The following is a 13,584-nucleotide window of genomic DNA, read 5'->3' on the forward strand; positions in this document are numbered from 1 at the left end:
AGCAGTTGCCTCCGAATGAACCACGCGAGACTCTTCAAGATACCCCCCGGGTGACGCTACCTCTTGTTGTCCGAAAAGCTGCTCTTGCGCGGCAGCAGGATCGTGAATTCCGTGAACCTGCCCGGCTCGGTCGCCACGTCGATCCGACCGCCGTGCTGCTTCACCACGATGTCGTGGCTCATCGACAGCCCGAGGCCGGTGCCTTCGCCGGCCGGTTTGGTGGTGAAGAACGGATTGAACATCTTTGCCATCACCTCGTCCGGAATGCCGGTGCCGTTGTCGCGGATGCGGATCTCGATGCTGTCGCCGCGGTCGCGCGTCGTGGCCGTCACCACCGGCTCGTAATTGCCCGCGCCGTTCTCCGCCTGGCGCTTGTTCACGGCATAAAACCCGTTCGAGATCAGGTTCAGCAACACCCGGGTGATCTCCTGCGGAAACACTTCGGCTTGTCCGGCCGCAGGATCGAGCTCGTGCTTCAGCGTCACGTCGAACTGCGGCTTCTCGGCGCGTGCGCCGTGATAGGCGAGGCTGAGGCTTTCCTCGACCAGCGCATTGATGTCGCTCAGCCGGTGCTCGCCGCCGCCCTCGCGCGAATGCAGCAGCATGTTCTTGACGATGGAATCGGCGCGCTTGCCGTGTTGCACGACCTTGCCGAGATTGTCCTTCAGGAGGTCGGTCAGCTCGTCGACCTCCTTGCGGAGGTCGCCCGCGAGCGGGACGGGCGCCAGCACCTCGTTGAGCTCGTCGGTCAGCTCGGCGGAGAGCGAGGCGAAATTGTTGACGAAGTTGAGCGGGTTCTTGATCTCGTGCGCGATGCCGGCTGTGAGCTGGCCGAGCGAGGCCAGCTTCTCGGTCTGGATCAGCCGGTCCTGCGCGGCGCGTAAATCGTCGAGTGACTTCGCGAGCTCTCGCGTGCGGTCCTGCACCTCGTTGAACAGGCGCGTGTTCTCGATCGCGATCACGGCCTGGTCGGCAAAGGTCTTGAGCAGGCTGATCGCCTTGTCCGGGAAAGGACCAGCTTCGGGCCGCGTCACGCCGATGGTGCCGATCGCAACGCCGTCGCGCAGCATCGGGATCACGAGGATGCTGCGATAGCCGCGCGTCCGCGCCAGCTCCCGCATGGCGTCGGTCAGATCAGGCTCGTTCTGCATGTCGCTGCGAAAGGCGTATTCACCGCTGGTCGCGACCCGGCTGTGAATGCCCGACGAGGCCAGCGGCGCCGGAAACGTGCGGAACAGCTCCGCATTGCCGGCCTCATTGTCTGTCGTGAAGGCCGCCAGATGCAGCATGCCGTTGATGACGCGGGTGACGGTGGAGGAATGTCCGCCGACCAGCGCCTTGGCACTGTCGGAGATCGCCTGGAACACCGGCGAGACGTCTGCGGGCGAGGCGGCGATCACCTTGAGGATATCGGCGGTGGCGGTCTGCCGCTCCAGCGCCTCCCTGGTCGCGTTGAACAGGCTGACATTCTTGACCGCGATCACCGCCTGGTCGGCGAACGTCTGCAGCAGCCGGACATGATGCTCGGCGAAATTGCCGGTCGTTCGCCGCGTGGCGATGATGATGCCTTTGGCTTCACCTTCGCTCATCAGCGGCGTGAACAGCATGCTGCGGAAGCCGCGGGCGCGCGCGATGTCGCGCGCGGCCGGCTCGAGCTCGGTGTCGGGGAGCTGCGCCGATTCACCGTTGACCGTGAGCTGGTAGGCAGGAAACTGCGCGAACGGCACCGGGAACGAGGCCTGCAGCACGCGATCGCCCTCGGGATCGCCCGGCGTGAAGGCGACAAGATGCGCCGCGCCGTCGATGTAGCGCAGCACCGCGGTGGAGAAGCCGCTGATCAGCCGGTTGGCATTGGCGGCGATGGCGTCGAACACCGGCTGCACGTCGGACGGTGAGGCCGCCATCACTTTCAAAATGTCCGCGGTGGCGGTCTGGCGCTCGAGCGTCTCGCGCGTCTCGTTGAACAGGCGTGCATTCTCGATCGCGATCACGGCCTGGTCGGCAAAGGTCTGGAGCAGCTGCACGAGATCTGGCGCGAACGCCCCGGTCTCGGCGCGCGTGACGCTGATCATGCCGACCGCCGTGTCCCGGTTCATCAGCGGCATGAACAGCACGCTGCGGAAACCGCGCAGTCGCGCCAGGTCGCGGTTCAGCTCCGGAACGCCGTCGGCTTCACTGTCCGGAAACTGGATCGTCTCGCCGTTGCGCACGAGGGCAAAGGTCGGAAATTCCTCGATCCGGCGCGGGAACGACGCCTTCAGGCCCTCGTCGGCCTCCGGGCTGGTCGGCGTGAACGCCACGAGGTGCAGTTCGTCGCCGATGAACTGGAGCACGGTCGCGGAGAAGCCGCCGAGCAGGCGTTTCGAGCTGGAGGCGATCGCCGCGAATACCGGCCGGGCATCGGAGGGGGAGGCCGCGATGGTGCGCAAGATCTCGGCGCTGGCGTTTTGCCGATCGCGCAGCCGCGCGTTCTCCGCTGCGGCCAACTGCAATTGCCGCTTGAGCTCGTCGATCCCGGCAGCCTCGTTCGAGGGAGTGGTCATTCGCATTCCGGCTGAATGCTGCGGCAGGCGCGGCACCCGGCCGGATTATCACATTTCCCGCGGCTGGAGCCAGCGCTCACGGCCTTGAGGTCGCCTCAGGTGCCCGGCCGGGAGACTTCGGTCTCCTTGCCGGTGATGAACTCCAGCAGCACCGGCACGCCCTCCTGCGTCTTCTGGATACCGCGCTTGATCGCCGGGATGATGTCCTCAGGCCGGGTCACGCGTTCGCCATAGCCGCCGAAGGCGCGCGCCATCGCGGCATAGTCGCCGGAGATGTCGGTCGAGCGATACTTCTCGGTCGAGATCGGCATCACCTTGAGCTCGATCGCCATCGAGAAATTGTTCAGGAGGATCGACATGATCGGGATGCGCTCGCGCACCGCGGTCTCGAAATCCATCCCCGTAAAGCCGATGGCCGCATCGCCCCAGACATTGATGCAGAGCTTGTCGGGCTTTGCGAGCTTTGCGCCCATCGCCAGCCCAAGGCCGTAGCCGAGCTGCGTCGTCTTGCCCCAGCCGAGATAGGACAGCGGTTCCACCGCCTTCCAGAACGGCGAGAGCTGGTCGCGCGGGCTGCCGGCATCATGCGTGATGATGGTGTTCGCGATGTCGACGGTGTGCTGCAGGTCCCACAGCACGCGATAGGGGCTGAGTGGCGCGTCATTGCTGGTCAGCTTCGGCATCCATTTCGCCAGCCACTCCTTGTGCGAGGCCGCGATCTCGGCGGCGACGGCGGAGGCGTCGCGGTCCCTCGTGACAGTCTTGCCGATCTCCTCCAGCAGCGCATCGAGCACGAGGCCGGCATCGCCGACGAGGCCGATCTTCGCTTCCACATCCTTGTTCAGATGATTGGGATCAAGCGTGGAGTGGATGATTGTCTTGCCCTTCGGCATCGCAATGCCAAAGCTGGTCTCCGTGAAGGAGCAGCCGATGCCGAAAATGACGTCGGCCTCCGCGAGGAATTTTGGCACCGCGCGCGGCACCGCGAGGCCGCCCGAGCCGAGCGAGAGCGGGTGCGTTTCCGGAAACGAGGATTTGCCGCCGAGACTGGTGGTGACGGGAATCGCGAGCCGCTCGGCCAGCAGCTTCAATTGCGGCCAGGCCTGCGCGTAATGCACCCCTTGGCCGGCATAGATCACCGGCCGCTTGGCGTTGATCAGCAAGCTGGCTGCTTCCTTTACGTGGACAGGATCGGCGCCGTAGCGCGTGCGCAGCACCGGCGTATAGTTCAGCGGCTCCGGCACCTCCTCGTTCCACATGTCGGAGGGAATTTCCACGATGACCGGTCCGCCGCGGCCGTTCTTCAGTTTCGTGAAGGCGCGGCGGAAGATGTTGGTGACCTCGGCCGCCAAAATGATCGGCTCGGAGGATTTCGAGAACGGCTTCATCGCCTCGCTGGAATTGAAGTTCGGCTCGATATGCGCGAGCCTGCGTTGATAGCCCATCGGCAGCACCAGCACGGGCACGGATTCGCCAAAACACTGCGCCACGCCACCCATCGCGTTTTCCGCGCCGGGTCCATGCTGCATGCAGAACGCGCCGATCGTGCGCCCCGACGTCACCCGCGAGATCGCATCCGCCATGTGTACGCCGACGCGCTCCTGCCGCACCATCACGGGCCGGATCTCGGCCTTCGCCGCGTGCTCGATCAGATGGTTGACCGGGTAGCCGCAAAGGATCTCGATCCCCTCGCGCCGCATGATTTCCGCAATCGCGGTGCCGAGCTTCATGGCGTCTCTCTCCCTGGCAAGGCCGGTTGATCCGGCTGGTTGGGGGAGAGAGGATCAGGAAATTGCGAAGACGTAAAGCGCGCGCCGGCAAGGTGCGCGGTAGGTCTGCTATGCGGGACGGCGTCACCGATCGACGTCACGGGCGTTGGTGAAATGCTTCCGGGCGAATGGCTGTGGCGATTTTGTCCCGTTGCCAGGCGGACGCTTGACTCAGGTCAAGCCGGCGACAGGCTGCGGCATGGCATGATGGCGGCGGTGGTGAAAATGACGCACGCGCACCGTTCAATGGCTCCTTGGGGACCCGCATGAGCTACGAGGACCTGTTGTTGAACCTTGCGAGCACTGATCGCCCGCGATGCACGGGCTGACCGCGTCCGAAGCACAGGCCCGGTTGAAGGCCGAGGGCTTCAATGAGCTGCCTCGCTCGAGCCGGCGGACGGTCGTGCGCCTCATCCTCGAGGTGCTGCGCGAGCCCATGCTGCTGTTGCTGCTGGCGGGCGGGCTGATCTATTTCGCCCTGGGCGATTTCGGCGAGGCCGTGCTGCTCCTCGTTCTGGCCACGATCTCGATCGTCATCACCATCGTGCAGGAGGCGCGCACCGAACGGGTGCTCGAATCGCTGCGGGATCTCACCAGCCCGCGCGCGCTCGTGATCCGCGCCGGCGACCGCATCCGTATTCCCGGCCGCGAGGTGGTTCGCGGCGATCTGATCGTGCTCTCCGAGGGGGACCGGGTGGCGGCGGACGCCACGGTCGTCCAATGCGATGATCTCCTGCTGGATGAATCGTTGCTGACGGGAGAGTCCGTTCCGGTCCGAAAGCAGGCGAGTCCCTCCCTTGAACAGCCACTTCCGCCACATGCGGGCGGCGACGACCAGCCCTTCGTGTTCTCCGGCACGCTGGTCGTCCGCGGCAGCGGCATGGCGGAGGTCACCTCGACGGGAGTCCGGAGCGAGATCGGCAAGATCGGACAGTCGCTCAGTTCCTTCACCACCGAAACGCCCCGCCTGCAGCAGCAGACCGCGCGTCTGGTGTCCGTGTTTGCCGTTGTCAGCGCATTCGTCATCGCGTTGACCGTGCTCCTGTACGGACTCTACCGCGGCGGCTGGCTGGAGGGCGTTCTTGCCGGCATTGCGCTCGGCATGTCGATGCTTCCAGAGGAGTTTCCTGTTGTCCTGACGGTGTTCCTCGCGATGGGGGCCTGGCGCATCTCGCAGGCCCGTGTCCTGACGCGGCGGGCCTCGGCCATCGAAACGCTGGGCGCGGCAACCGTGCTCTGCACGGACAAGACGGGCACGCTGACGGAGAACCGCATGACGGTCGCGTGCCTGATGCTGCCCGATGGCGCACGATACGTGCCTGATGCTGCGGTGCGCGCCGAGCCTGCGTTCGATCCATTGATTGAAACGGGCGTCCTGGCCTGCGCCCCGGAGCCGTTCGATCCCATGGAAAAGGCGCTGCATTCGCTCCGCCAAAGTACCGGCACCGCTTGGCGGCTCGTGCAGAGCTATGGCCTGCGTCCCGATCTTCTCGCCATGTCGAACGTGTGGCGGGGAAGCGGTGACGAAAGCATCGTCGCGGCAAAGGGCGCACCCGAGACGATCGGCATGCTCTGCGGCATGAGCGCGGAAGAGCTGGCTGATTTGCGGGCACGTGTCGACGCGCTCGCGCGGGAAGGGCTTCGCGTGCTCGGCGTGGCGCGGGCGACTTGTGCGGAGACGGATCTTCCCGAGACGCAGCGCGGCTTCTCCTTCCGCTTCTGCGGGCTGACCGGCTTTGCCGATCCGCTACGGCCCGAAGTAAAGGCCGCCGTCGCCGAATGCCGTTCCGCCGGCATCCGCGTGGTCATGATCACTGGCGACTATCCGGCGACCGCATCTGCGATCGCGACGCGGGCAGGGCTCGATCCCGAGCGCATCCTGACAGGATCGGATCTCGCAGGCATGACCGATGCCGAGCTCGCCGAGGCGGCGCGGAGGCGAGCCGGCTTTGCGCGAATTGCGCCGGCGCAGAAGCTGCGCATCGTCAATGCGCTCAAAAGCGCCGGCGAGATCGTCGCCATGACCGGCGACGGCGTCAACGACGCACCCTCGCTGAAGGCCGCCCATATCGGCATTGCCATGGGTGGGCGCGGCACCGACGTGGCGCGTGAAGCGTCCTCGATCGTCCTGCTCGACGACGATTTCGGCTCGATCGTGAAGGCGATCCGGCTCGGCCGCCGGATCTATGACAATCTTCGCAAGGCGATGAGCTTCATTCTCGCGGTCCACGTTCCGATCGCAGGGCTTGCGCTGCTGCCGCTGCTGACCGGAATGCCGCTGCTGTTCGGGCCGGTTCACATCGCGTTTCTCGAAATGATCATCGATCCCGTCTGCTCGCTGGTGTTCGAGGCCGAGACCGAAGAGCGCGACGTGATGCGGCGGCCGCCGCGCGCGCCGGACGAGCCACTGTTGCCAAGGTCCCTCCTGGTCTGGTCGGCGCTGCAGGGCGGGCTTGCACTGATCCTGACCGGCGGCGTGATGGTGACGGCGAATGCCTACGGCATGCCGGCAGACGAGGTGCGTGCGCTGACGTTCTTCTCGCTGGTGCTGGTGATCGTGAGCCTGATCTTCGTCAACCGCTCGTTTTCGACGTCGCTCGTCGAAGCCTTCACCCGGCCGAACCGGACACTGGCCATCATCGTGGTGTTCGTGACGACCGTGCTTGCCCTGAGCCTTGCGTGGCCGGCCGCAGCGGACCTGTTTCGGTTTGGCCCGCTGCATGCCGACGATCTCGCGGTCACGGTGGCGGCGGCGCTGGTATCCCTGGTGTTGCTGGAGCTGTCGAAATACCCGTTGCGCCGGCGCTGGCCTGCGTCGGGGAAAGCTTAGACCCGTAGCCCGGATGGAGCGCAGCGCAATCCGGGGGAATTGCATCAGCGGGAGCGGTCCCGGATTTCGCTGCGCTCCATCCGGGCTACGAGCTTGCTGCATCCGGGCTACGAGCTTGCTGCCGGGTTTTCGGAGGCTTGCACGATCCGGATTTCGGCAAGAGTTTTGCAACGTAGCGCGGGAGTCCTGGGCCCGCTTGAATTTCCGGAGGTGACATGACCGATACTGTGCGCGATCTCTTCGATCGTTGGGAGCGGGTCTGGCATGAAGGGCAGCATGGCCTGATCCCGGACTGCGTCGCATCGCATTACATCCGGCACGACGAGAAGGGCGACCGGACCGTGACCCGCGACGAATACGCGACGGAATTGCAGGCAGTTCACGAGGACCGTCCCGGAATCCGGGTCGTGGTCTACGATCACTCCTTCACGGTCGATCGCGCCTGGTTCCGCTTTGCATTTGTCTGGCCTGATTCCGCGACCGGCGAAACGCGCAGCCGCGCCGGTATGCAGGCCTATCGCATTGAGGACGGAAAGCTGGCAGAGACCTGGATCACGATGCTTGGCCTTGGCACCACATGGGCCGATGAGCCCCAGGAGCGATGGACCCGTCACAAGGGATGAGAACATCCGTAGCCGCGTTACGGTCTGAGTTCGTTGCGAGCGAGCTGCCGTAGCCCGGATGGAGCGCAGCGCAATCCGGGGAAATTGCATCAGCGGGAGCGGTCCCGGATTTCGCTGCGCTCCATCCGGGCTACCAAACTGCCCTACTTGCAGTTCTTGCAGATGGACAATTTGCGTTTCAACGCCTCGTCTTCCTGATCGATCAATTGCTGAGCCGCGTTGCCCTTCGGATCCGGATCGGACCTGGCGCCCTTTGCTGCGCGTGAGGTCGCGGGTCGCGGCGCCTGATCCGGCGTGTCATTGACTTCGCTGCCGACGCTGAAGCCGTCATAGTCGGCGGCAGGATTCGGCGCTTGCGGCAGTCCGCCAGGCATCGGTGTCGATGGCACCCTGTCCGACGCGGCCGGCGAGTTTTTGGCGCTTGCGCGCGGCGGCGATGCCTTGGGCGGCGCAAGCGAAACCGGCGGCGCGGACGAGGTCTGTGCCCTCGCACCGTCCTGTGGCCAGATGCCGACAAGCATGAGGCCAAGAGCCAAGAGCGTCGCGATTCTCATCCGTTTCCTTCAGGCGGTTTTGGTCCGGCCCTTCATAGCACCGTAGGCTGGATGGAGCCAACGGGTCGGAGCAAGGCCAACGTCGCCCGCCTTCCGGCTACTCCGTCTCCTGCAATGCCCGCTGCAGCCTGCGGATGATGACGCCGCGGGCGCGGTCGTCGGCGGCGGCTGCGACCTTGTCGCTGATGTCGAGCACCAGCTCCGACATCTCGTTGTGCCAGTCCAGATGCGTGACGGCCTCGGGCGCGAGGCGGCGGCGGTGGTCGACGTCGAGGACGCGGGGCTCGGCCGCCGCGAGCTCGTAGATGTCGTCCAGCACGGGTTGATAGATCTTTGCGGCCGGAACAATGCGTTCCGACAGCCGTTCGGCGAGGCCCGCGATCGCATCCTGCTCGCCATGAGTGAGGAACAGGCCGCGCGCGATCGGGCGGCGCGCCGCGATCCAGCCCGCGATGCCGACGGCGTCGGCATGTCCGGAATATTCGTCGATCATGCGGATGCGCGCGGCGACCCTGATCTCCTCGCCCTGGATCCGCACGGCCTTGGCGCCCTCCTGCAGGAAGCGGCCGAGCGTGCCGTGCGCCTGGAAGCCGGAGAGCAGAACGGTCGCGCGCTCGTTCCACAGCCAGCGCTTGAGGTGATGGCGGATGCGGCCCGCATCGCACATGCCGCTGGCGGCGATGATGATGTGGAAACCGGTCAGGCGCATGATCGCCTTGCTCTCGGCGACCGTCTCGGTGAATTTGAGATGTGGCGAGTTGAGCAGGCGATCGACGTCGACGTCGGGATCGAGGCTGGCTGCGTGCTGACGGAAGACCTCGGTCGCATGGATCGCGAGCGGAGAATCCAGGAAGATCGGCGCAGCCGGAACTTCGCCGCGCTCCATCAGGTGGACGATGTCGACGATCAGCTCCTGCGTCCGCTCGACCGCGAAGGCCGGGATCAGCAGCGCGCCCCGCGCGGCGGCGGCTTCGCGGATCTCGCTGGCGAGATGCTGCCGGCGCTGCTCGGGCGAGGTGGCGGCGCGGACACGGTCGCCATAGGTGGATTCGCAGATGACGTAGTCGAGGTCGGAAGGCGCCTGCGGATCGGGCTGCAGCAGTTTTGCCTCCGGTCCGACGTCGCCGGAGAGCAGCACGCGTAACGGGCGCTCCCGGCCGGCCTGGTCGAACTCGAGTTCGATCGAGGCGGAGCCGAGCAGGTGGCCGGCATTCCAGTAGCGCGCGCGAACGCCGGGGATCACGTCGGCCCAGCGCTCATAGTCGACAGGACGGAACGATTGCAGCGATGCGGTCGCGTCGGCCTGGGTGTAGATCGGCGCGACTTCCTTCTGTCGGCGCGCCGCGCTGCGCCGGTTGAGCTGCGCGACCTCCGATTCCTGGATGCTCCCGGCGTCCGGCAGCATCCAGGAGCAGAGGTCGATGGTGCCGCGCGTCGCCAGGATCGGTCCGGCAAAACCCTCGCGCACGAGCTTCGGCAGCAGGCCGCTGTGGTCGATATGGGCATGCGTCAGCAGCACCGCCTGGATGTCGGCGGGACGGAACGGGAAGGCGCCGTAATTGAGTTGCTTGAGCGTCTTCTGTCCCTGGAACAGGCCGCAATCGACCAGGAAGCGCCCGGTCGCGGTCTGGAACAAATAGCTCGAGCCGGTCACGGTGCGGGCGGCGCCGCAAAATCGAACGGTCACGCTCATGTCGTGGTCTCCGGCGGAAGTGTCGGGTTGAACTCGCGCGCGAGGGTCGCGGCGAGCATGTCGTCGAGTGCGATCGCGTTGGTCGGATGCGGCACGCTGTCGCTCGAGCGAATCGAGCGGATGCCGGCGTCGGTGAATGCCGCGATCATCGCAGGCGGAAACAGCGCGTGAGTCACGACGGAATCGACGGCGCTTGCGCCCATCGCGCGCAATGTCTTCGCCGCGACCATCAGCGTCGTCCCGGAGGAGACGATGTCGTCGACCAGCAGCGCGGGCCGGCCTGCGAGCAGGGCCGCGTCGGCAAAATCGATCTCTACCGAGCGATCGCCGCGTCGCGTCTTCCGCGCAACCGTGTGCTGCAAGCCCAGCCGCCCCGCGAGGTCCTTGACCCAGGGCTCGGACTCGGCATCGGGGCCGATCACGACGGTCGCGGGGTCGGTGCCGGACCTGGCCAGCGCGCCGGCAATCGCCGGCATCGCGGACAGGTTCTCGGCCTCGATGCCGGGAAACACGGCGCCGATGTCATGGGTGCGATGCAGATGCGCATCCACGGTGACGACGCGGTCCACGATCGTCGCAAGCAGCGTACCCATGGCGTGCTGGCTGACGGCCTCGCCCGCATGAAACGCGATGTCCTGCCGCATGTAGCAGAGATAGGGCGCGACCAGCACCAGCCGCCTCGTGCCGCCGCGTCGCAGCGCCTCGGCGGCGAACAGCAGCGCGATCAGCTTGTCGTTGGGCTGATCGAGCGCGGCGTAGAGAATGGTGGTCTCCGCCGCCGGCGCGACGGTGACGCGCAGCTCGCCATCCGGAAAACGGTGCAGGGCGATCTCGTCGCAGGCAACGCCGAGGCGCGCCGCGAGCCGCTGCGCCGCGTCGGTGCCGAACGGCAGGGTCTGGAGTGCGATCGTGCTCACGATGCACGCTTGCCCCGGGGGACGTCGTGACCGTTGACGGCGTAGCCGTTGTCCGCCGCGGCCGCGGACGCCGCCAGATCATGTTCGGGCCGGTCGAAGGCGTAGACGCGGTAGAGCGGCTCGCCCTGTTCGACACGGTCGCCGATCTTCTTGAACAGGCGGATGCCGGCGCCCTTGTCGAGCGGTGCGCCGGCGGTGCGGGCGAGGCGATTGAGGCGCAGGCAGTCGATCGCCGATACCGTGCCGTCATGCGCCGCCTTGACGTCGAAGCTGAGCGAGCCCAGCTCGGTGCTGCATGTCGAGGGGCCCTGGGCGTCGATGATCTTCTGCATCTGCTTCAGCGCCGCGCCGCTGTCGAGCAGCTCGCGCGCCCGCGCATAGCCGGCGCCGCCGCGCAGCTTCGGATCGTATTCCAGCAGATGGGCGGCGAGCCGCAGCGATTTCTCGCGCAGGTCCCGCGGTGCATCCTTGTCGTTGCCGAGCACGGCCATCACGTCATTGGCCTCGAGCACCGGGCCGATGCCGTTGCCGATCGGCTGGCTTCCATCGGTCGTGATCACCTCGACGCTGCGGCCGAAGCGGTCGCCGACGAATTCGAACAGCTTCCGCAGCCGCATCGCCTCGACGGCGCCGGTGACCTTCGCGGTCGGCCCGACCGGAATGTCGATCAACAGATGCGTCGAGCCGGCGGCGATCTTCTTGGACATGATGGAGGCGACCATCTGCTCGCGGGTATCGAGGCTGAGCGGGCGCTCGACCGAGATCAGCACGTCGTCGGCGGGCGACAGATTCACGTGCCCGCCCCAGATCAGGCAGCCGCTACAGGCCGAGACGATCGCCTTCATCTCCTCCACGCCGACATTCACCCGCGCCAGGACCTCCATCGTGTCGGCGGTGCCGGCGGGCGAGGTGATGGCGCGCGAGGAGGTCTTGGGGATCGGCAGGCCGTGCGCGGCAACGATCGGCACCACCACCATCGAGGTGCGATTGCCGGGAATGCCGCCGATGCAGTGCTTGTCGACGACGACAGGGTCGGGCCAGACCAGTTGCGTGCCGGCCTGCGCCATCGCACCGGTGAGCGCGAGAAGTTCGTCGCTGGTGATGAAGCTCGCCGAGCCGATCAGGAAGGCGGCGATCTCCATGTCGGAGTAGCGATAATGCGCGAGGTCGTTGATGATCGCGCCGATCTCGGCCTGGCTCAGGGTTCGCCCGCGGATCTTCGCGCGCACTGCTTCCAGGCTTTCCGGCGGCGAGGCGGGCGTCACCGTGACGAGCGTGCCGACCGGTTCGGCGAAACGGCGGAATGCGGGCTCGGAGAGGCCGATCTCGTCCTGCGCCGCCAGCGTGTCGTCGTCGGTGATCAGCAGGGTCGCAAGCAGCACCTTGCCATTGAGACGGAGCTCGACGCGGCTGAAGCCGCGAAAGATCTCGGCGCGCAGCGCCTTCGATTGCCTGGAGATGACGACGACGTTCTCGCGGCCCGTATCAAGCCGGACGCGGCGGACTTTCAGTTGGGAGTGGGGAAGGTCAGGATGCATGGACAGGCCAGCAGAGGGAGGGCTCGGCCTCCATGCTTAACCGTCGTTGTCCCGATGCTTTTGACCCAGATCATGGTCTGCGCTGTCCGCAGACCTGCCGGCCGGATATGCCGCTTACTTCGTGGCGGCGTCGATCGAGTTGAACTTGTTGTTCAGGAGGGCGCTGCCCGTGTTGTTCACGATGGTGACGATCGCGAGCGCGATGCCGGCGGCGATCAGGGCATATTCGATAGCGGTGGTTGCACGTTCATCGGCGAGGAAGGACCTGAGCAAGAAGGCCATCGTCAACTCCTGTTCATCCGTCCAACGTAGGCTGGTGCCGTTTTCGGATTGGTAAATTGATTCACTAACATTTTGCGGCGAGCACGCGCCAAAGTGCGGGCGGGAATGGTCCCGGCCTCGGCTCTTATATGCTGCCATTTGTTGACTTAAGGTTTCGTCACCCAATTGAGCCGGATTTAACGGGTGGTCCGCTCAGGGCTTGATCGCGACTTTGGCCTTGCCCGGCCGCTTCAGCGCTGCTGCAAGGCGCCCGACCAGATAGTTCATGACGCGCGGTCGTGCCTGCGCAGCGCTATCGGTAAGACGCTTGTCTTCCGTCGCGTCGCTGACGAGGCCGATATAGTTTTTCCTGGCGTCAAGCTGCTGCACGGCGTGCAACCCCTGGGTTCAATCGAGAGCGCGACCTTGTTGCAGGCAATGGGAATCGACAGTTAATTTTGTCTTCCGTAGGACTACGTAGCGCCGCGCGGCTGGCGCTGAAGACAACGCTGCGGCTTAACGAATTGTTGAGGCTATGGGGCGGTGAAGGACAGTCAGCTCCGCAACGCCAATGCCGCGCACGGCCTATTTGCGACCGGCGTCCGCGTTGAGTGCCCGCAACATCGCGATGCGGGCGAACAGCATCCAGCCGCCGCCGGTTTCGGCCGCATTGATCAGGGTTTCGACCGCGGTCTGCCAATGGCTCGCGTGCTGCGCGTCCTCGGGCAGTTGCATGATATGATCGGCGGCCTGCTGCAGCGTCCGCAGCTTGCGCCCGTCGCGCAAGGAGATGGGATCGTCGAATGCCGCCGACCAGGGCATCTCAGGCCGGCCGGTCGGCGAGGGGAAAGATCAC

General features: G+C 65.8%; 10 protein-coding genes and 1 pseudogene. 2 read left to right on the forward strand and 9 right to left on the reverse strand.

Annotation, left to right across the window (positions count from 1 at the left end):
- Positions 1-56: 56 nt before the first annotated feature.
- Both VGR99_RS16795 and VGR99_RS16800 read right to left on the reverse strand, forming a co-directional pair.
- Positions 57-2,543, reverse strand: coding sequence for a GAF domain-containing sensor histidine kinase (locus VGR99_RS16795; protein ID WP_326899724.1), 2,487 nt, complete (start codon positions 2,541-2,543; stop codon positions 57-59).
- A gap of 95 nt (positions 2,544-2,638) precedes the next feature.
- A pseudogene (locus VGR99_RS16800) lies at positions 2,639-4,282 on the reverse strand (thiamine pyrophosphate-requiring protein); the annotation flags it as partial.
- A 346-nt stretch (positions 4,283-4,628) separates the two neighbouring features.
- Between VGR99_RS16800 and VGR99_RS16805 the strand changes: the two are divergent.
- Both VGR99_RS16805 and VGR99_RS16810 read left to right on the forward strand, forming a co-directional pair.
- Complete coding sequence (locus VGR99_RS16805; protein WP_326899725.1) at positions 4,629-7,142, forward strand: cation-translocating P-type ATPase; 2,514 nt, start codon at positions 4,629-4,631, stop codon at positions 7,140-7,142.
- A 215-nt stretch (positions 7,143-7,357) separates the two neighbouring features.
- On the forward strand, positions 7,358-7,765 hold the full coding sequence (locus tag VGR99_RS16810; RefSeq protein WP_326899726.1) for a nuclear transport factor 2 family protein: 408 nt from the start codon (positions 7,358-7,360) through the stop codon (positions 7,763-7,765).
- A gap of 143 nt (positions 7,766-7,908) precedes the next feature.
- Here the strand turns inward: VGR99_RS16810 and VGR99_RS16815 are convergent, their stop codons facing one another.
- From VGR99_RS16815 to VGR99_RS16845, 7 genes are all read right to left on the reverse strand, one after another.
- Positions 7,909-8,319 carry a hypothetical protein gene (locus VGR99_RS16815; RefSeq protein ID WP_326899727.1) on the reverse strand — a complete coding sequence of 137 codons (411 nt, stop codon included), beginning with the start codon at positions 8,317-8,319 and terminating at the stop codon, positions 7,909-7,911.
- A gap of 97 nt (positions 8,320-8,416) precedes the next feature.
- Positions 8,417-10,012, reverse strand: a complete 1,596-nt coding sequence (locus VGR99_RS16820; protein WP_326899728.1) for an MBL fold metallo-hydrolase — start codon at positions 10,010-10,012, stop codon at positions 8,417-8,419.
- Positions 10,009-10,929 (reverse strand): ribose-phosphate pyrophosphokinase, encoded by a 921-nt coding sequence (locus VGR99_RS16825; RefSeq protein ID WP_326899729.1) that lies wholly within the window; start codon positions 10,927-10,929, stop codon positions 10,009-10,011. The genes VGR99_RS16820 and VGR99_RS16825 overlap by 4 nt, the downstream gene beginning before the upstream one ends.
- Positions 10,926-12,467, reverse strand: coding sequence for a thymidine phosphorylase family protein (locus VGR99_RS16830; RefSeq protein WP_326899730.1), 1,542 nt, complete (start codon positions 12,465-12,467; stop codon positions 10,926-10,928). Before VGR99_RS16830 ends, VGR99_RS16825 begins: the two co-directional genes overlap by 4 nt.
- A 114-nt stretch (positions 12,468-12,581) precedes the next feature.
- Positions 12,582-12,749, reverse strand: a complete 168-nt coding sequence (locus VGR99_RS16835) for a Flp family type IVb pilin (RefSeq protein WP_326899731.1) — start codon at positions 12,747-12,749, stop codon at positions 12,582-12,584.
- A gap of 192 nt (positions 12,750-12,941) precedes the next feature.
- Entirely contained in the window at positions 12,942-13,118 is a 177-nt protein-coding gene (locus VGR99_RS16840; RefSeq protein ID WP_326899732.1) for a hypothetical protein, read from the reverse strand.
- Positions 13,119-13,313: 195 nt separating this feature from the next.
- On the reverse strand, positions 13,314-13,550 hold the full coding sequence (locus VGR99_RS16845) for a hypothetical protein (RefSeq protein ID WP_326899733.1): 237 nt from the start codon (positions 13,548-13,550) through the stop codon (positions 13,314-13,316).
- Positions 13,551-13,584 lie beyond the last annotated feature (34 nt).

It is taken from the genome of Bradyrhizobium sp., assembly GCF_035935975.1.
Taxonomy (GTDB): domain Bacteria; phylum Pseudomonadota; class Alphaproteobacteria; order Rhizobiales; family Xanthobacteraceae; genus Bradyrhizobium.

Coding starts and splice junctions, on each gene's coding strand:
- VGR99_RS16795 (WP_326899724.1), bottom strand. CDS start 2,543: ATGACCACTCCCTCGAACGAGGCTGCCGGGATCGACGAGCTCAAGCGG.
- VGR99_RS16805 (WP_326899725.1), top strand. CDS start 4,629: ATGCACGGGCTGACCGCGTCCGAAGCACAGGCCCGGTTGAAGGCCGAG.
- VGR99_RS16810 (WP_326899726.1), top strand. CDS start 7,358: ATGACCGATACTGTGCGCGATCTCTTCGATCGTTGGGAGCGGGTCTGG.
- VGR99_RS16815 (WP_326899727.1), bottom strand. CDS start 8,319: ATGAGAATCGCGACGCTCTTGGCTCTTGGCCTCATGCTTGTCGGCATC.
- VGR99_RS16820 (WP_326899728.1), bottom strand. CDS start 10,012: ATGAGCGTGACCGTTCGATTTTGCGGCGCCGCCCGCACCGTGACCGGC.
- VGR99_RS16830 (WP_326899730.1), bottom strand. CDS start 12,467: ATGCATCCTGACCTTCCCCACTCCCAACTGAAAGTCCGCCGCGTCCGG.
- VGR99_RS16835 (WP_326899731.1), bottom strand. CDS start 12,749: ATGGCCTTCTTGCTCAGGTCCTTCCTCGCCGATGAACGTGCAACCACC.
- VGR99_RS16845 (WP_326899733.1), bottom strand. CDS start 13,550: ATGCCCTGGTCGGCGGCATTCGACGATCCCATCTCCTTGCGCGACGGG.